This is a genomic window from Pseudomonas sp. M1, assembly GCF_022760135.1.
GTDB classification, from domain to species: Bacteria; Pseudomonadota; Gammaproteobacteria; order Pseudomonadales; family Pseudomonadaceae; genus Pseudomonas; species Pseudomonas citronellolis.
Map to the genome: position 1 here is coordinate 2,740,792 of NZ_CP094343.1, position 16,779 is coordinate 2,757,570.

The 16,779-nt window shown below is 66.6% G+C and carries 21 protein-coding genes; 10 read left to right on the top strand and 11 right to left on the bottom strand.

Annotation, left to right across the window (positions count from 1 at the left end; genetic code table 11):
- Nucleotides 1-263: 263 nt before the first annotated feature.
- The 7 genes from PM1_RS12355 to PM1_RS12385 all read right to left on the bottom strand — a co-directional run bounded on the left by PM1_RS12355 (nucleotide 264) and on the right by PM1_RS12385 (nucleotide 6,258).
- The gene (locus PM1_RS12355; RefSeq protein ID WP_009622979.1) at nucleotides 264-1,124 is read right to left on the bottom strand and encodes a DMT family transporter; all 861 of its coding nucleotides are present in this window, start codon (nucleotides 1,122-1,124) and stop codon (nucleotides 264-266) included.
- A gap of 10 nt (nucleotides 1,125-1,134) precedes the next feature.
- Nucleotides 1,135-1,800 carry a response regulator AgmR gene (gene agmR, locus PM1_RS12360; RefSeq protein ID WP_009622977.1) on the bottom strand — a complete coding sequence of 222 codons (666 nt, stop codon included), beginning with the start codon at nucleotides 1,798-1,800 and terminating at the stop codon, nucleotides 1,135-1,137.
- 55 nt (nucleotides 1,801-1,855) lie between these two features.
- Nucleotides 1,856-2,392 (bottom strand): PQQ-dependent catabolism-associated CXXCW motif protein, encoded by a 537-nt coding sequence (locus PM1_RS12365; protein ID WP_009622975.1) that lies wholly within the window; start codon nucleotides 2,390-2,392, stop codon nucleotides 1,856-1,858.
- 104 nt (nucleotides 2,393-2,496) lie between these two features.
- A complete protein-coding gene (locus PM1_RS12370; RefSeq protein WP_009622973.1) occupies nucleotides 2,497-3,312 on the bottom strand; it encodes an ABC transporter permease in 816 nt (271 codons plus the stop codon).
- On the bottom strand, nucleotides 3,309-4,040 hold the full coding sequence (locus PM1_RS12375; RefSeq protein ID WP_009622971.1) for an ABC transporter ATP-binding protein: 732 nt from the start codon (nucleotides 4,038-4,040) through the stop codon (nucleotides 3,309-3,311). The genes PM1_RS12370 and PM1_RS12375 overlap by 4 nt, the downstream gene beginning before the upstream one ends.
- The gene (locus tag PM1_RS12380; RefSeq protein WP_043300392.1) at nucleotides 4,037-5,008 is read right to left on the bottom strand and encodes a YVTN family beta-propeller repeat protein; all 972 of its coding nucleotides are present in this window, start codon (nucleotides 5,006-5,008) and stop codon (nucleotides 4,037-4,039) included. Before PM1_RS12380 ends, PM1_RS12375 begins: the two co-directional genes overlap by 4 nt.
- Nucleotides 5,009-5,052: 44 nt before the next feature.
- A complete protein-coding gene (locus PM1_RS12385) occupies nucleotides 5,053-6,258 on the bottom strand; it encodes an ABC transporter substrate-binding protein (protein WP_009622967.1) in 1,206 nt (401 codons plus the stop codon).
- Nucleotides 6,259-6,416: 158 nt separating this feature from the next.
- Between PM1_RS12385 and PM1_RS12390 the strand changes: the two genes are divergently transcribed.
- From PM1_RS12390 to PM1_RS12410, 5 genes are all read left to right on the top strand, one after another.
- Complete coding sequence (locus PM1_RS12390) at nucleotides 6,417-6,557, top strand: hypothetical protein (RefSeq protein ID WP_009622964.1); 141 nt, start codon at nucleotides 6,417-6,419, stop codon at nucleotides 6,555-6,557.
- Nucleotides 6,558-6,566: 9 nt separating this feature from the next.
- Complete coding sequence (locus tag PM1_RS12395) at nucleotides 6,567-7,817, top strand: sensor histidine kinase (RefSeq protein ID WP_009622962.1); 1,251 nt, start codon at nucleotides 6,567-6,569, stop codon at nucleotides 7,815-7,817.
- A gap of 14 nt (nucleotides 7,818-7,831) precedes the next feature.
- Nucleotides 7,832-8,488, top strand: a complete 657-nt coding sequence (locus PM1_RS12400) for a response regulator transcription factor (RefSeq protein WP_009622960.1) — start codon at nucleotides 7,832-7,834, stop codon at nucleotides 8,486-8,488.
- 301 nt (nucleotides 8,489-8,789) lie between these two features.
- Nucleotides 8,790-9,068 (top strand): type II toxin-antitoxin system RelE/ParE family toxin, encoded by a 279-nt coding sequence (locus PM1_RS12405; protein WP_024128692.1) that lies wholly within the window; start codon nucleotides 8,790-8,792, stop codon nucleotides 9,066-9,068.
- A gap of 16 nt (nucleotides 9,069-9,084) precedes the next feature.
- Nucleotides 9,085-9,372, top strand: a complete 288-nt coding sequence (locus PM1_RS12410) for a HigA family addiction module antitoxin (protein ID WP_009622956.1) — start codon at nucleotides 9,085-9,087, stop codon at nucleotides 9,370-9,372.
- 171 nt (nucleotides 9,373-9,543) lie between these two features.
- Here the strand turns inward: PM1_RS12410 and PM1_RS12415 are convergent, their stop codons facing one another.
- The gene (locus PM1_RS12415) at nucleotides 9,544-10,473 is read right to left on the bottom strand and encodes a carbon-nitrogen hydrolase family protein (RefSeq protein WP_009622954.1); all 930 of its coding nucleotides are present in this window, start codon (nucleotides 10,471-10,473) and stop codon (nucleotides 9,544-9,546) included.
- A 29-nt stretch (nucleotides 10,474-10,502) separates the two neighbouring features.
- Nucleotides 10,503-11,804 carry an MFS transporter gene (locus PM1_RS12420; RefSeq protein WP_152604520.1) on the bottom strand — a complete coding sequence of 434 codons (1,302 nt, stop codon included), beginning with the start codon at nucleotides 11,802-11,804 and terminating at the stop codon, nucleotides 10,503-10,505.
- A gap of 101 nt (nucleotides 11,805-11,905) precedes the next feature.
- On the opposite strand from PM1_RS12420, the gene PM1_RS12425 reads away from it, so the two are divergent.
- Nucleotides 11,906-12,832, top strand: coding sequence for a LysR family transcriptional regulator (locus tag PM1_RS12425; RefSeq protein WP_009622951.1), 927 nt, complete (start codon nucleotides 11,906-11,908; stop codon nucleotides 12,830-12,832).
- A 221-nt stretch (nucleotides 12,833-13,053) separates the two neighbouring features.
- On the opposite strand, the gene PM1_RS12430 is transcribed toward PM1_RS12425, so the two are convergent.
- Entirely contained in the window at nucleotides 13,054-13,272 is a 219-nt protein-coding gene (locus tag PM1_RS12430) for a hypothetical protein (protein WP_024128693.1), read from the bottom strand.
- 385 nt (nucleotides 13,273-13,657) lie between these two features.
- On the opposite strand from PM1_RS12430, the gene PM1_RS12435 reads away from it, so the two are divergent.
- Nucleotides 13,658-13,909, top strand: coding sequence for a DUF3630 family protein (locus PM1_RS12435; protein ID WP_024128694.1), 252 nt, complete (start codon nucleotides 13,658-13,660; stop codon nucleotides 13,907-13,909).
- Between the two features lie 154 nt (nucleotides 13,910-14,063).
- The gene (locus tag PM1_RS12440; RefSeq protein WP_084229678.1) at nucleotides 14,064-14,369 is read left to right on the top strand and encodes a hypothetical protein; all 306 of its coding nucleotides are present in this window, start codon (nucleotides 14,064-14,066) and stop codon (nucleotides 14,367-14,369) included.
- Between the two features lie 109 nt (nucleotides 14,370-14,478).
- On the opposite strand, the gene gcvA is transcribed toward PM1_RS12440, so the two are convergent.
- On the bottom strand, nucleotides 14,479-15,390 hold the full coding sequence (gcvA, locus tag PM1_RS12445) for a transcriptional regulator GcvA (RefSeq protein WP_009622948.1): 912 nt from the start codon (nucleotides 15,388-15,390) through the stop codon (nucleotides 14,479-14,481).
- Between the two features lie 166 nt (nucleotides 15,391-15,556).
- Between gcvA and PM1_RS12450 the strand changes: the two genes are divergently transcribed.
- Together PM1_RS12450 and PM1_RS12455 are read left to right on the top strand one after the other, a co-directional pair.
- The gene (locus tag PM1_RS12450) at nucleotides 15,557-16,330 is read left to right on the top strand and encodes an SDR family NAD(P)-dependent oxidoreductase (protein ID WP_009622946.1); all 774 of its coding nucleotides are present in this window, start codon (nucleotides 15,557-15,559) and stop codon (nucleotides 16,328-16,330) included.
- Between the two features lie 89 nt (nucleotides 16,331-16,419).
- Nucleotides 16,420-16,761: a carboxymuconolactone decarboxylase family protein gene (locus PM1_RS12455; RefSeq protein WP_202964468.1), complete on the top strand. Its 342-nt coding sequence runs from the start codon at nucleotides 16,420-16,422 to the stop codon at nucleotides 16,759-16,761.
- Nucleotides 16,762-16,779: the final 18 nt, after the last annotated feature.

Below are 16,779 nucleotides of genomic sequence, written 5' to 3' on the forward strand. Positions count from 1 at the left end.
GTTTTCGTGCCATCCGGCAACACCGGCGTGGCCGGCGAGCGCTGAAATCACACTTCACGCCGAACGGTCCCCTCTCCCTTCAGGGAGAGGGTTAGGGAGAGGGGGGGCTTGTTTGTGCGGTGAAGGGATCTGGTGCCAGCCGGATACTCGGTACGAACCGGCTAACGCCGAAACGTCAGCGCACGCCGAACGGTCCCCTCTCCCTCTGGGAGAGGGTTAGGGTGAGGGAGCGGAGTCACCGGCAAAGAAAAGCCAGCCAGTGCTCAAGCCCGCTGAGCAGCCGGCACACGCACCTTGGCCCGCAGTATCAGCGCAATCCCCCCCAGCACCGCGCAAGACACCAGCAACAACCGCAAACCGATGTGCTCCCCCAACACCAACGCCCCGGACAACGCCGCCAGCACCGGCACACTCAACTGCACCGACGCCGCCTGGATCGCCGACAGCCCCGGCAGCGCCGCGTACCAGATGGCATAGCCAATCCCCGAAGCCAGCGCCCCGGACAGCACCGCATAGACCACTCCCAGCACATCCCCCCGCAACTGGCCATGGAACACCAGGGCCAGCACGGCAGCAAAGGCAATGCCACGAACGAAGTTGCCCGTCGTCACCGCCAATGGATCGCCCGCATTACGCCCCAGCAGCGAATACAGCCCCCAGGCCACGCCGGACAGCAGCATCAGCAGCGCCCCGGTCAGCGGCGGGGCGCCGGCGCCGGGCAGCAGTTGCACCAGCAGCCCGCCCAGGGCCAGGGCGAAGCCCAGCAGGGCCTGGCCGGCCAGGCGTTCGCCGCGCAGCAGGCCGACCACCAGCATGGTCACCTGCACCGCGCCGAACAGCAGCAGCGCGCCGGTGCCGGCGTCCAGCTGCACGTAGGCGTAGGAGAAGGCCGCGGCGTAGACGAACAGCGCCGCCGCCGCGCGCCAGTTGCCTTTGGCCTCGCCGGCCCGGCCGCGCAGGCGCAGCAGCAGGCCGAGCATCAGCGCGCCGGAGAGGATGCGGATGCCGGTGAAGCTCACCGCGTCCAGCTGGGTGGCCTTCAGGGCCAGGCGGCAGAGCAGGGAATTGCCGGCGAAGGCGAGCATCGCCAGCGCCGTGAGCAGCAGGGTGCGCGAGGCGGGCATGGGCGGCTCCCTAGCGGCGCAGGTAGGCGGCGAAGTCGATGTCGCCGGCGCTGAGAATGGCCTGCACGCGGTTGTGCACCTTGAGCTTGCGCAGGATCGCCGAGACGTGGGCTTTCACCGTGGTCTCGGCGATCTCCAGGTTGTAGGCGATCTGCTTGTTCGACTCGCCCTTGGTCATGCGTTCCAGCACCAGCAACTGCTTGCGCGTCAGCGCCTGCAGCAGCTCCGGCGGGATGCCGTGCTCCTCGTGGCCGTTGCGCCGCGGCGAGGCCTTCTGCGTGCGGATGATGTCCGAGGGCAGGTAGACGTTGCCGTTGAGGATCTGCTCGATGGCCTCGGTCATCTGCGCCCGCGGCGAGGACTTGGTGATGAAGCCCACCGCGCCGTAGGTGATGGCCTGCAGCACCACCTGCTTGTCCTGCTCGGCCGAGACGATCACCACCGGGATGGTCGGCGCCTCGTTGCGCAGGTTCATCAGGCCGCTCAGGCCGTGCATGCCGGGCATGTTCAGGTCGAGCAGGATCAGGTCCAGGTCGTCGTGCTCCTGGGTCAGGCCCAGGGCGCTGTCGAGGTCGGCGGTCTCCATCACCTCGCTGCCGGGGAAGCCGTCGGCGATGACGTTGTGGATGGCCTCGCGGAACAGCGGGTGATCGTCGGCGATCAGGATCTTGTACATGGCCTACACCTCGTTGTTGTCGTTATGGGCGGCGGCTAGCCGTTGCCGGGTGTGCTCAGGGGAAAGGGTGCGGCTGGGCGTCCTGCAGGGGCAGGCCGGCCTGTTCCCAGGCGTCTATTCCGTCACGGTACCAGTAGAGCCTGGAATAGCCCAGCGCGTGGGCGCGGCGGACCGCGTTCCAGCTGGCCCAGCAGTCCGAGCGGCAGTAGAACACCAGCGGGCGCGTCGGGTCGCCCTCGCTCAGCTGCCGCAGGTTCTCGCGGAAGTAGGCCTGCCAGGGTGCGCTCAGCACGCCGTCGCCGGTGTTGGCCAGCCACAGGCTGCCGGGTAGGTTGCGGTGCGGCTCGTTGGCCACGAACCGGCCGTTGAGCCAGGTGCGGCGGTATACGTCCACCAGGCGCGTGCGCGGCTCGCGCTTGAGCAGCGCCTGCAGGGCGGCGGTGTCCAGGGTGGTGGCGTGGTCGGCGCTGGCCGGGGTCGGGCTGCGGTACTGGCTGGTGCGGTAGCCGTCGCTGGAGAACAGCGCTTCGTCCGCATGGGCCAGCGGCAGGCCCAGCAGCGCGCAGAGCAGGGCAGGGGCTAGGCGGGGCATGGTGGCATCTCGATATTTATTCTTCTGCCCGCCATTACATGCCAGGGGCGCTGCTTTGGAAATTCGACGTCCGGAGGGTTGATCCAGTACCAAAGTAGGAGTTTTCAGCCCTTGCGCAGCGCCGCGTGCTGCGGGTTGAAGGTGAGCAGCGCAAGGCCGGCGAACAGCAGCGTCAGCCCCAGGCACACCGCCAGCGCCAGCGGGTCGAAGCGCTGGTACAGGGCGAAGCGCACCAGCTCCACGGCGTGGCTGAAGGGGTTGAGCGCGCACAGCCAGTACAGCCCCACGCTGGCCTCGCGCATCTTCCACAGCGGGTACAGCGCCGAGGACAGGAAGAACAGCGGGAAGATCACGAAGTTCATCACCCCGGCGAAGTTCTCCAGCTGGCGGATGGCGTTGGACAGCAGCAGGCCCAGGGCGCTCAGCAGCAGTGCAGCCAGCAGCAGCGCCGGCAGCGCCGCGAGCAGGCCCCAGGCCGGCGGCTGCACGCCGTAGAGCCAGGCGATGGCGAGGAAGGCGTACACCTGCAGCAGCGACACCAGCGCCGTGGCCAGCAGCTTGCCGGCCAGCAGGAAGGCGCGCGGCAGCGGGCTGGTGAGCAGCACGCGCATGCTGCCCATCTCGCGGTCGTAGACCATCGACAGCGAGCCCTGCATGCCGTTGAACAGCAGGATCATGCAGCACAGCCCGGGGACGATGTAGGTCTCGTAGGTCACGTAGGTGTCGTAGGGCTCGATGATCGAGATGCCCAGCGCGGCGCGAAAGCCGGCGGCGAACACCAGCAGCCACAGCAGCGGGCGCACCAGGGCGCTGAGGAAGCGCGAGCGCTGCAGCACGAAGCGCAGCCACTCGCGCACCACGATGCCGCGCAGGCACTGCCAGTAGGCGGCGGGGCCGAAGCCGAGGGTGTCGTAGTTCATGCGCAGGCTTCCAGGCGGGTGAGGCGGGCGAAGGCGCGGGGCAGGTCGCCACCGTCGGCGGCGCTGACCTGAGCCGCTTCGCCCTGGGCCACCAGGCGGCCGCGGTCGAGCACCAGCAACTGGTCGTCGCCGCGCACCTCGTCCAGCAGATGGGTGGTCCACAGCACCGCCAGGCCCTCGTCGCGGCACAGCTGGCGCACGTGTTCGTTCAGCCCCTGGCGCGCCGCTGGGTCCAGTCCCACGCTGGCCTCGTCGAGCAGCAGCAGGTGCGGGCGGTGCAGCAGCGCGCGGGCAATCTCCACGCGGCGGCGGTGGCCGCCGTTCAAGGTGCGCACCTTGTCGCGGCGGCGCTCCTGCAACTGCTGGCGGGCCAGTTCCTGCTCGATGCGGTCGGCCGCCAGGGCCCGCGGCAGGCCGTGCAGGGCGGCGTGGTAGCGCAGGTTCTGCTCCACGCTCAGGTCCAGGTCCAGGGTGCTCTGCTGGAACACCACGCCCAGCTGGCGCAGGGCCAGGCGCGGCTGGCGGGCCAGGCTGCAGCCGCACACCTCGATCTCGCCGACCTGCAGGTCGTACAGGCGCGTGAGCAGGGCGATCAAGGTCGACTTGCCGGCGCCGTTGGGCCCCAGCAGGGCGGTGAAGCGCCCGGCCGGCAGGGTGAAGTCGATGCCGTCCAGCGCCTTGCGCGCGCCGTAGGCGAAGCCCACGCCCGCCACCCGCAGGGCGTTCATGGCGTCACCACCACGCCCCAGGGGTAGCGCCCGACTTTGATCGAGCGGGTCACCTTGAGGTCTTTCACGTCGATCACCGACACGTCGCCGCTGACGCCGTTGGTGGCCAGCAGCAGGCTCTCGTCCGGGTTGAACGCCAGGTGCCAGACGCGGCGGCCCACCAGCAGGTAGTCGAGCACCTCGAAGGTCTTCGCATCCACCACCGCCACGTGGTTGGCCGGGCCCAGGGCGACGAAGGCGTACTTGCCGTCGCTGCTCAGCTTCACCCCCACGGGCTGGATCTTGTCCGGGTGCACGCCCTTGATGGCGAAGCGCAGGCTCTTGAGGATCTTGCGGCTGGCCACGTCCACCACGCTGACGCTGCCGCCGATCTCCGCCGACACCCAGACCTGGCTGCCGTCCTTGTTGAACTCCGCGTGGCGCGGGCGCTGGTCCACCAGGGTGCTGTCCACCAGCTTCTGCGTGGCGGTGTCGATCCAGTGCAGCATGTTGGTGGTCTCGCTGGTGTTCACCGCCCACTTGCCGTCGGGGCTCACCGCCATGCCCTCGGGCTCCACGCCCACGTCGATCTGGCCGAGCACCTGGGCGGTCTGGGTATCGACCACGGTCACCAGCGCGTCGTCCTCGTTGGAGACGTACAGCCAGCGGTCGTTGGGGTGCAGGGCGAACTGCTCGGGGTCGGCGCCGGAGGGCAGCTGCCTGACGATCCTGCCGCTGGCCAGGTCCATCACCTGCACGGTGTCGGAGTCGCTGGCGCAGATGTACAGCAGCTTGTTGTCGTGGGACAGCGCCAGGCCGCGCGGGCGCTTGCCGGTCTCCAGGGTGCCGGTGACGGTCATGCTGTCCAGGTCGATGACGCTGATGTTGTTGTCCTTCTCGTTGGATACGTAGGCCTTGGCGGCGAAGGCCGGCGGCGCCAGGCACAGGGCGGCGGCCAGCAGGGAAGGGATCAGGGTGGCCGGGAGCATGGCAGGTCGGAAAATGGCGGCGCGGAACATGGTGTATCTCCAGATCAGGGCTTGGCGTCGGCGAGGCGGCAACGGCTTTCCGGGGCATCCAGGCCGAGGCTGTCGAGTTCGCTTGCGGGGTGCAGGAAGCCTTCCTGCGGCGAGGTGCTGACCAGCGCGCGCGGCTGCACCAGGGGAATGGGTTGGCGCAGCTGGCCGTCCCAGGGGCGGTAGCTGAGCTTGTAGCCCTTGAAGCCGTCCAGCGGCAGGTCCGGCGACAGCGCCAGGGCGCGGATGGCCTGCGGCTCGGCGTTGCGCAGGCGCGTCACGGCGCTGGCCACGCTGCGCACGGCGACCCAGGCGGCGAAGTCGCGGTCGTTCATCCAGCGCTTGGCCTGGGCCTCGAAGCGCTTCTGCAACTGCGCGGCGCCGAAGGTTTCCACGGTCTTGTGCCAGCCCGTGGCGACCAGGCCCTGGGTGCCGGCCACCGGGCGCGGCAGCCAGGTGTTGTAGGGCACGTACTCGCCGAAGTCGCCGTGCTCGTCGGCCACCAGCACCACGTCGTAGTCGTCGCCGGCCTGGGTGAACAGCGGCATGTCGGCCTGGGCGCTGCGGCGCTGGTCGTTGGCGAAGGTGAAGGCCTTCTCCTCGACTATCTTGGCCCCGAAGCGCCTGGCCGAGCGGCGCAGGGCGGCGGCGTAGGCCTGGTCCCCGGGGCGCTGGCCGATGATCAACAGCCAGTGCGTCCACTTGCGCAGCACCAGGAACTGGGTGAGGGCGTCGGTCAGCATCAGCCGGCTGGGCAGGGTGTGCAGCACGTTGGCCGGGCACTGGTCGGCGCGCAGCTCGTCGTCGGCGGCGCCGGCGTTGAACAGCAGGCTGTCCGGCAGCGCGGCGGCCAGTTGGCGCAGGCTCTCGGCCGGGGCGTTGACCACGAACAGGCGCAGGCCGTCGTCGTGCAGCTTGCGCGCCTCGGCCAGCAACTGCTGGGCATCGGCGCTGGTGGCGCTGACCAGGCTGTAGCGCTGCTTGAGGAAGCGCCCGGTGGTGTTGCTGTCGTCGATGGCCAGCTCGGCGCCGCGCAGGCCGGCGTCGGTGGGCTCGGGGATGATGTTCGACAGCAGCGGGCCGGGGTCTGGTGTGTAGCCGAGATAGGCGATGCGCACCTGCAGCTCGGCCGGGGCATCCTCGGCACGCGCGTTCAGGCAGAGCAGGGCAGCGCAGGCGACCGCCAGCAGGTAGGCCACGCCGTGCAGGGCGAACTGGCGCATGGGCGACTCCATTGTTGTTGTGTCGCCAGCATAGGAACGCGCCAGGGCCTGGGAAATATGCAGAAAGTACCGCCGGGGCAATACCAAGGTAGTAGATCGCCGCCCGCGGCCGCCCCCTAGCATGGCCCTACAACAACAAAGACAACGGGAGCCGAGCCATGCGTATCGCCGTCACCCTGGTACTGCCCATCCTGCTGATCCTCAGCCTGCTGGGCTTCGATTTCATGTACAGCCTGCACACCCGCCCCGGCGTGCCCAGCGCCTGCGTCGCCGGCCAGCCCTGCCGCGTGGGGCCCTAGGGCGCGGCCATGTCGGCGCTGTGGCGGATCAACCTGCTGGTCGGGCTGTTCTTCGCCCTGGTCGCCGCGCTGTGCGTGGCCGTGCTGCTGCACCAGGGTGACGAGGACGTGCGCCGCGAACTGGACGCCGCCCGCGCCGTGGTGGAATACCTGCGCGAGGCGGCGCTGCGCGACCCGGCCAGCCTCGACCAGAGCCTCACCGGCGGCCTGCGCCACGTGCGCGTGCACTGGCTCGACCAGCCGCCGCCGGCGCCGCGCGGCTGGCTCGACGAATGGCTGGCGGCGCGCCTGTACCCGGACGTCTACCACGCCGCGCCGCTGCAACTGGCCGATGGCCGCCGTGTGCAGCTGAGCGTGGACCCGCGCGACGAAATCGACGAAGTCCGCGACTCCCTGGTGCAGCTGCTGGCGCTGTTCGGCGTGGCCCTGGCGGTCAGCCTGCTGGCCATCCGCTGGGCGGTGCGCGGCGGGCTGCGGGTGGTGGAACAGTTGCAGGCCGCGTTCGGCGAGATCGCCCAGGGCCGCCTGCAGGTGCGTCTGCCCGGCCATTCGCTGCCCGAAGCGCAACGCCTGGCCGGACGCTTCAACGGCATGGCCGAGGCCCTGGAGCGCGCCTGCCAGGAAAACGCCGAACTGACCCACTCGCTGCTCGCCGTGCAGGAGCGCGAGCGCCAGGAACTGGCCCAGGCCCTGCACGACGACATCGGCCAGTACCTGGCCGGCATCCGCGCGCAACTCTTCCTGCTGCACAGCCTGCACGACCAACCCGCCGCGCAACTCACCCTGGAGCGCATGGACCAGCACTGCCGCGGCCTGAACGACAGCTTCCGCGCGCTGATCCGCGACCTCTACCCGGTGGTGCTGGAGCACCTGGCCCTGGACGAAGCGGTGCGCGCCTACGTCGAGGACTGGCAGGCCAGCCAGGGCATCGCCTGCGCCCTGAGCCTGCCCGACAGCCTGCCGCCCCTGGGCGACGCGGCCAAGGCGCACCTGTACCGCCTGCTGCAAGAGGCGCTGACCAACGTCGCCCGCCACGCCGGCGCCACCCGCGTGTGGGTGCGCCTGCAAACCCGCGGCGGCCACCTGTACCTGGCCGTGCGCGACGACGGCCGCGGCAGCGACGGCCCGCCCCGCGCCGGCATCGGCCTGCGCTCCATGCGCGAGCGCGCCCGCTGCCTGGGCGGCGAACTGCAACTGCGCAGCCAGCCCGGCCTGGGCCTGGCGCTGCGCCTGCGGGTGCCGCTGCCGGTGGCGGCATGAGAGGAGAGAAAGCGATGAAAATCCTGCTGGTGGACGACCATTTCGTGGTGCGCGAAGGCATAGCCGCCCTGCTGCGCGGCCTGCTGCCGGAAGCGGACGTGGTGGAAGCGGGCGACGGCGAGGAAGCGCTGCAAGCGGTGCAACGCGAGATTCCCGCGCTGGTCATCCTCGACATCGGCCTGCCCGGCATCAGCGGCCTGGAAGTCACCCGCCGCCTGCGCCAGCGTCTGCCGCAGTTGCGCGTGCTGTTCTTCAGCATGCACGACGAACTGCCCCTGGTGCGCCAGGCCCTGGACGCCGGCGCCGCCGGCTACGTGACCAAGGGCGCGGCCCCGGCGGTGCTGCTCGAAGCGGTGCGCCGCGTGCTGGCCGGCCAGCTCTACATCGAACAACCCCTGGCCACCCGCCTGGCCTGCCAGCCCAGGGGCCTGGAAGCGGGCGACCCGCGCCTGCACGGCCTGACCCGCCGCGAATTCGAAATCTTCGTCATGCTCGCCCGCGGCCTGCCGGCAAGGCAGGTGGCCGAACACCTGTGCGTGAGCGCCAAGACGGTGTCCAACCATGTGACGTTGTTGAAGCAGAAGCTGCAGGTGAGTTCCCATGCGGAGCTGGTGCACCTGGCGATCGACAGCGGGGTGCTGCGCGTGAGCGGCGAGGCATTGGCAGGGTAGGGACCTGGCTTTGCAGGGAATGGTGTGGGTGGTGCCGCGTAGGAGCGAGCATGGCTTTTCGTAGGATGGTGTTGAGCGAAGCGATACCCATCACCATGGTCCGATGGGTATCGCAAGCTCAACCCATCCTACGAAAAGCGTTCCGGCGCAGCCGGCAAGGCAGTCGCTCCCCCAGGGTCTGGGAGGCGCAGGCATAGGATGGCGTGGAGCGCAGCGATACCCATCTTTTCCCCACGCATAACCTGATTGGGTTTCCAACTACCTGTTGCTTGGTGTGATGTATTGCATCACACTTCGCCGCATGATCGTCAGCTTCCAGCACAAGGGCCTGGCTCTGTTCTTCAGAACTGGCTCCACCCGAGGAATCCGTGCCGACCACGCCAAACGCCTGGCGCGTATGTTGCCGTTCCTCGATCGAGCGGCCGCTCCGGACGACCTCAACCTGCCGGGCTGGCGTCTGCATCCCTTGAAGGGAGAACTGGACGGTTTCTGGTCACTCACGGTCAGCGGCAACTGGCGGGTGATCTTCCGCTTCATCGGCAACGACGTGGAACTTGTCGACTATCTTGATTACCACTGAACAGGAGGGGGTGCCCATGGTCATGTTCAATCCACCACATCCTGGCGAAACCCTGCGCGAAGACGTGCTGCCGGCGCTCGATATCAGCGTCACCGAACTGGCCCGCCGCCTGGGCTTCGCACGCGAAACCCTGTCGCGGGTGCTGCACGGCCGCGCGCCCATCAGCCCGGACCTGGCCGTGCGCCTGGAGCTGGCCGGCATCGGCACGGCGCGCACCTGGCTCGGCGTGCAGGCCGACTACGACATCTGGCAGGCCAGGCACCGCGAACAACCGCATATCGAGCGCTTCGCCGATATCGCCTGAAAACTGAAAAGCCCTGCGAATGCGGGGCTTCTCCTGTTCCGAAGCATCAGGGAGCTGCTCCGTAGGATGGCGTGGAGCGCAGCGATACCCATCGCCCCCTTGCGCACCACCTCCCCTGTAGGAGCGGACTTCGTCCGCGATCCGCGGCCACGCCCCCTGCAACGGTCGCCCTCAAGGCTCGAAAGTCACCGGCCGCAGCGGTGCGGTATTCACCTTCAGCTCGAACACATCCGGCCGCGCGTAGTGGCCGCAGGCGTCGAAATCGAGGTTGCCCTTGCTCAGCTGGGCCATGTCGAGGTCGGCGTAGAGTTCGGTCTCGCAGTCGAACTCCGGGCCGGCCAGCACTTCGCCCTGCGGGCCGACGATCATGCTGCCGCCGCGCATCACGTACTCGTCCTCCTGATAGTCCAGGCCGAACGCCTCGCGATGCTGCTGCGGGTACTCGCCCAGGCGGATCGCCTGGCAGGCGGAGAGCACGAACACCCGGCCTTCCAGGGCGATATGCACCATCGAGCTGGCCCAGGACGGGCGGTCGTCCGCGGTGGGCGCGCAATACAGTTGCACGCCCTGGGCGTACATGGCCTGGCGCAGCGCCGGCATGTAGTTCTCCCAACAGATCACGCTGCCCAGCACGCCGAACTCGGTGTCCACCGGCTCTATCGTAGAACCGTCGCCGAAGCCCCAGATCAGCCGTTCCTGCCCGGTGGGCATCAGCTTGCGGTGGTAGCCGGCGATGCCGCGCCCCGGCGCCAGGGTCACGGCGGTGCAGTACAGGGTGCGGCCGAAGCGCTCGATGATGCCCACCACCACGGTCACCCCGGTCTGCTCCACGCACTCGGCGAGCACCGCCAGCTCCGGGCTGTCCAGCGCCACGGCGCCTTCGACGTAGCGCTGGTACAGCTCGCGTCCCGCGGCGCTGCGGTTGCCCACCACGCTGCCGAAGGCCACCCCCTTGGGGTAGCCGCCGATGAAGGCCTCGGGGAACACCGCCAGCTTCGCGCCCTGTTCCGCCACGCGGCGGAGGATGCCGCAGGCCTTCTCGACGCCGGCCATCGGCTCGTAGGGAACGGAGGCGGCCTGGATGATTGCTACACGGGTCATTGGGGGCTCCTGACTGTCTGTTGAAAGGCTTAGAAACGGCTGATGTCGTTGTCGCGGGTTTCCGGCAAGGTCTTCCACAGCACCACCAGGCACACCAGGGAGACCGCCGCCAGGTAGGCCGCGGGCAGGTTCGCGTCGCCGGTCTGGCGAATCAGCGCGGCGGCGATGAAGGGCCCCGGCCCGGCGAGGATCGCCAGCGCCAGGTTGTGGCCCAGGGCCGCGCCGGTGGAGCGGATCGAGGCCGGGAAGACTTCCACCAGCAGCACCACGTCCATCACCGCGGTGATCGCCACCAGCACGCCCATCACGATCAGCCCGGCGAGAATCGCCAGCGGGTTGCCGCTGTTGAGCAGCAGGAAGATCGGATAGGCCAGCAGCGTCAGCGCGGCGGCAGCGCCCAGCAGCAGCCTGCGCCGGCCGATGCGGTCGCTGAGTTGGCCGATCAGCGGGTTGACGATCACATAGATCACCAGCGCCGCGCTGCACAGCCACAGCGCGCTGCTGCGCGGCAGGCCGACGGTGGAGACCAGGTGGTTGTTGGCGTAGGTGATGAAGTAGTAGAGCGAGACGCCGAACAGCGCGGAGAAGGCGAAGGTGGTGACGAAGGCGCGGCGGCGCACGGCGCGGCTCGGGGCTTGTGCCTTGTGCGAGTCGCGCTGGCGGACCATCTCCTCGTAAACCGGGGTGTCGCCCAGCTTGCGGCGGATGAACACGGCGATGCCGGTCATCACGATGGACGCCACGAACGGCAGGCGCCAGCCCCAGGCCGCCAACTGCTGGTCGTCCAGCGCCGAGGCGATGCTCGCGGCGGTGAAGGTACCGAACAGGAAGGCCAGCCCCGCGGTGCCGGTGATCACGCTGGCGGCGGTGGCGCGGCGGTTGGACGGGGCGCTCTCGACGATGTAGATGCCGGCGCTGGACCACTCGCCGCCGACCATCATGCCCTGGATGAAACGCATGGCGATGAGCAGGATGGGCGCGGCGATGCCGATCGCCTCGTAGGAGGGCAGCAGGCCTATGATGGTGGTGCACACGCCCATGCCGAACACCGTGATGATCAGCACCGCGCGGCGGCCGAAGCGGTCGCCGATGGGCCCGAGGATCAACGCGCCGAAAGGCCTGGAGAGAAAGCCGACGGCGAACACCGCCAGCGATGAGAGCAGCGACACGCCCGGCGCGCTGGAGGGGAAGAACAGCATGCCGATCACCGCGGCGAAGTAGCCGTAGATGGCGAAATCGAACCATTCCATGAAATTGCCGATGCCGACCGCGATGGCCCGCTTGCGGATATCCGACTGTCCACCCCTGGTCCGGATGCCGCCTGCACCCATGCTTTGCTCAATCGCGTCCACAGAATTCTCCAGCGCTTGTTATGTTGTTGTGGACGCCAGACTAGGAATCTCCTCGGGCACGGGGCAAACGATTAGCAAATATGAGCCGGATTAACGTACGTAATATCTCGCGGATCGACCTCAACCTTCTGCTCACCTTCCACTGCCTGATGACCGAGCGCAGCGCCACCCGCGCCTCGGCGATGCTGCATGTGACCCAGGGCGCGGTGAGCGCGGCGCTGCGCCGGCTGCGCGAGCATTTCGGCGACGAACTGTTCATCCGCACCGCCTCCGGCATGCAGCCCACGCGCAAGGCCATGGAGCTGGCGCCGAAGATCGCCGAGGCGCTGACCTCCATTTCCGGCGTGCTGGGCGCCGAGCCGGAGTTCTCCCCGCGCGATTCCAGCTACCTGTTCAACATCGGCCTGTCCGACGACATCGAGTCCTACCTCGCCCCGCGCATCGTCAGCGCGGCGGCGGAGCAGGGCCTGGGCGTGACTTTCGCCTTCCACCAGAGCAACAGCTCGCTGTGGAAGCAGTCGCTGCAGGACCCGGACATGGACCTGGTGATCTGCAGCGAGCCGAAGGACTTCAACACCAGCTACTCGTCCCAGGTGCTGTTCTCCTCTTCATACTCCTGCCTGTTCCGCCCGCGAGCCGGCGCGGCGGACGAACTCATCGGCCTGGAGGAATACTTCGCTGCCGACCACGTGCGCATCTCCTACGACGGCCGCCGCGGCTTCATCGACGACATGTTCGAGTCCGCCGGCTACGCCCGCCGCGTCATCGCCTCCTTCACCCACTTCAGCGGCGCCTTGACCACGCTGGTGAGCAGCGAGGCCATCGCCACGCTCCCGACCTTCGCCGCCGAGAGCTACGCGGCCATGACCCAGCTGCGCGCGAGTCCGGCGCCGCTGCCGGTGCCGTCCTTCCGCTGCTTCATGGTCTGGGACATCGCCAAGCACGGCAAACCGCACCACGAATGGCTGCGCCAGTTCATCGGCGAGCTGGCGCAGAAGCTCGGCTAGCCACGAGAGGGCCGTCCATTCGGCATCAACCTGTAGCGGGCCCTGCCCGCGATATCGCGCGCAGGGCGCGCTCCTACGAAGAGCGCCCCGGCGCGGCCGGCACTATGGCACCAGGGAGGCACGGTCGTAGGAGCGGACTTCGTCCGCGATTGGATTCACCGGCCACGCCGGACGCCCCGGTGGCACGGTCGACGGCGGATAACCGCGAACGGTTATGCGCCCTACGCCCGCCCATGCTCCTCAGCTGCGGCATACAACCGCTCGGCATCGGTCGTCAGGTATTCAGCGCTGAAGGTGCCGTCCAGTACATCCTCGGCGGGCGTTCCCCCTGGTCCGGCGCGCCGGCCAGCAGGCGCATGGTGGGACTGGGCAGCGTCGTAGAGGTCCGACGGGGCAGCGTGCTTGAGGGGATGGGATAGAACATGGGCTGCAAGGCTCATGAAAATCTCCTAGATCGACTCAGTCTTCCGTCTCCCGACGCCAATCGGGGAGGGCGGACCGTACAGGTTGGCGTACCGGAATCTGGGAACCGGCGCATCCGAAGATGCCCCGCACGGCCCGCCCATAACATGGGGACAGCCATGCAAGGTGCCGGAGATTGACCCAGACACCTTCCAGAATTCCGTGACGCCAATCCCACACCGTTCTGTTGAGCGGCTGAGCAACGTCAGGGAGTTGCCGTGAGGCTGTCAATCGGGCGTGGCAAAGAGCGAGGCGGGGTGTGCAGTTGGCCTGCATAGCAGCCGTAGGCGAATGGCTGCTTCCGACCCATGGCGGCCGTTGGCAGGAGCTAAGAGAGTCTGCATTTCTCTGGAGAGGTGACAAATGATGGAAATAGAAATATCAGAGAGCGCCGACTGGCAGCTTTTCGAGAACGTAGCGCAGGTTCTTGAGCAAGGTCTTGGCGGTTACTGGAAAGAAAAGCTCGATGAAACGGATCAGCGCTACTGGGATTTGGCGGTAGGGGAGCAGATTCTTACGCTGCATCTTGAGCACTATTTGGGAATTTCGATGCTGATCCCTGATAGTGCCCATGAGACCGCCCAACGAGTGCGAACGTTACTCAAGCTAGATTGAGCAACTGCGCTTCTGAGCACACGGCCGGTAGCCATTGCCTTCAAACAGGCTATATCTGCTCCTGGCCGATTGCAGCCCTTAGCAGAATCATCGCTTTGACTCTTCAGGTTCTGCCGATACAAACTGAACCGATGATCGCAGGGAATAAGGCGAAATGAGTCAGTTGAGCCCCACGCTACATGCAGACCTCTCCGAAGTGCTGGATGAGGTCTCTGCACTGATGTCCGCTGCCTATGCGCAGCTCGGCCCCATACCTGATGACCATCCACTGGCTCAGGCGGGTCTTGAGAATGGGGCAGAAATCGTTCTGGACTACCTTGCACACGGCGAGGCGGGTATCGCCCTTGATCATCTGTTCTACATGATCAAAGAGCCGCCTCTCGCTATTTCTGCCAAGTCCGCTGAGAAGCTGGCTCGTGTTGCAGAAGCGTTTGGAACACCTTTGAGCTGGTGTCCTTGAAGCTGGTCGTACAACGAAATACGTACTCACTGCGAGAGACCGCTCCTGGCCGGTAGCAGTCGCTCGTGAGGGGCTGCTACCCGCCAAAAGCAGCCGGTCGGCCAGCAGCCTATCGAGTACTTACCTCAAACAGCCAATCGCGAAAGGCCTTGAGGCGAGGCAGGTTTGCGCACTCCTGGCGGTAAACCACGTAGTAGGCGAGAGCCGACTCGAATTGGATCTCCGGGAAAAGCCGCACCAGCCGTCCAGCAGCCAGATCGTCGCGCGCCATCACGCTGCGGGCCAGTGCAATGCCTTGGCCGTCAATGGCCGCTTGCAGTACGGCGGCGGAGTTGTTGATCTTCAGCCCGCGAATGGTGGAAACCCCCGCTAGACCTGCCTTTTTTAGCCAGCTGTCCCAGGTCGGGAAACCGGTATGGCTGTCCATCGACAAGTCGTGAATCAGGGTGTGCTTGGTAAGGCTCTCCGGGAGCTGCAAGCGGAGCGTCTCGTTCAGCAGGCTAGGTGAACACACCGGGTAAACCTCTTCCTCCATCAGCTTTTCGGCCACCAGTCCCGCCCACTCACCGGCCCCGTAGCGCACACCGATGTCGATACGCTGGCTAACGAAGTCGACTGCGCGCAGGTTGGTATCCAGGCGTACGTCGGTGTCTGGCCAGGCGCTATGGAAACTGTCGATGCGCGGCAGCAGCCATTTAGCCGCAAATGCGGGGCTGACCGTCACGGTCAGTACACCGCTGACGGAGCCTTCCTTGAGCTTCTCCAGCCCCAAGGTCAGCCGATCGAAACCCGCTCTGATTTCTGGTAACGCGCGCTCTGCCGCCTCGGTGGGGACGAGGCGCACCCGGCCGCTGGTGCTTCTGTGAAACAGCGGCGTTCCAAGCCAATCCTCCAGCGTGCGCACCAACTGGCCGACCGCTGCCGGCGTGACATTCAGCTCGGCTGCCGCCGCAGAAAAGCTTTGATGCCGCGCGCTTGCTTCGAATGCGCGCAGGGCATTCAGATGAACTGGAATATTCATGTCGGTAAATTTTTTCTTTAGTGGAAGGACACTTTATCTCGTTTGTTCGGGCTGACGAAAGAATCGAATATCTGCTCACGGTCAGGGCGGGAGCCAACAGCTCCGGTCCAGCTTGTTTTCACCATTCAACCATTGCTTGCCGTGAGCAAGCGCAAGGAGGTTAGCCATGAGTGCTCAATTCAAAGGCAAGAAGCTGTTGGTCGTCGGCGGTACAAGCGGCATGGGTTTGGAAACCGCGCGCCTGGTGCTTTCCCAAGGCGGCAGCGTTGTGATTGTAGGGAGTCGTCCTGAGAAGACCGAAGAGGCCCGTAAGGAGCTCTCCACATTGGGTCCAGTGGCGGCTCTGGTCGCGGACCTCACCAGTGACGAAGGCTTGAGCGGATTGCTCAGCATCATCAGCGAACAGCATGCCGACATCGATCTGCTGGTCAACGCGGCGGGTGTGTTCTTCCCCAAGCCATTCCTGGAGCATCAGGAGGCTGATTTCGACCAATACATGAAGCTGAACAGGGCGACTTTCTTCATCACTCAGAAAGTAGCAGCGAACCTGGTTAAAAGCGGTCGCCCAGGCGCCATCGTCAACATCGGTTCGATGTGGGCCAAACAGGCGATTGCCGCCACTCCATCTTCCGCCTATTCCATGGCCAAGGCAGGTCTGCATTCTCTGACTCAGCATCTGGCGATGGAGCTGGCCGCCTACAACATCCGCGTAAATGCAGTCTCGCCTGCGGTGGTGCAAACCCCGATCTACGAAGGCTTCATCCCCAAGTCTGAAGTCCACAGTGCGCTGCAAGGCTTCAACAGCTTCCACCCGATCGGTCGCGTGGGTACGCCGGAAGATGTTGCCGGCGTGGTGGCCTTCCTGCTTTCCGAGCAGGCCAGCTGGGTCACTGGTGCCATCTGGGATGTCGACGGCGGCGTGATGGCTGGCCGTAACTGAACACCCGCCTTGAGCGGCTGATCAAGCCGCTCCATTGCCTTGTGCCAGCCAATTGTCCGGTTGCATACCTCTGAGGAGACAGGATCATGATGAATGACTGGAATGCCTATCGCGAAGCCCTACTGGACCGTGTGGGGGCGCTCGCCAAGCAGAGCCCTGATGTCGTTCGCGGCCTTGCCACGATTGACGGTGCGGCGGCCAAGACCGGCCACCTCGAACCCAAGGTCCATGAGTTGATCGCGCTCGCGGTAGCGGTCACCACGCGCTGCGACGGCTGCATCTCGGTGCATACCAAGAAGGCTGTCGAGCACGGCGCAACCTCGCCCGAAATCACTGAAGCGTTGGGGGTGGCCATTGCCCTGAACGCGGGCGCCGCACTGACTTACTCGGCCCGGGTCATTGAAGCTCACGCACAACTGAGCAAGGCATAACCGGCCCGCATGGCCTCC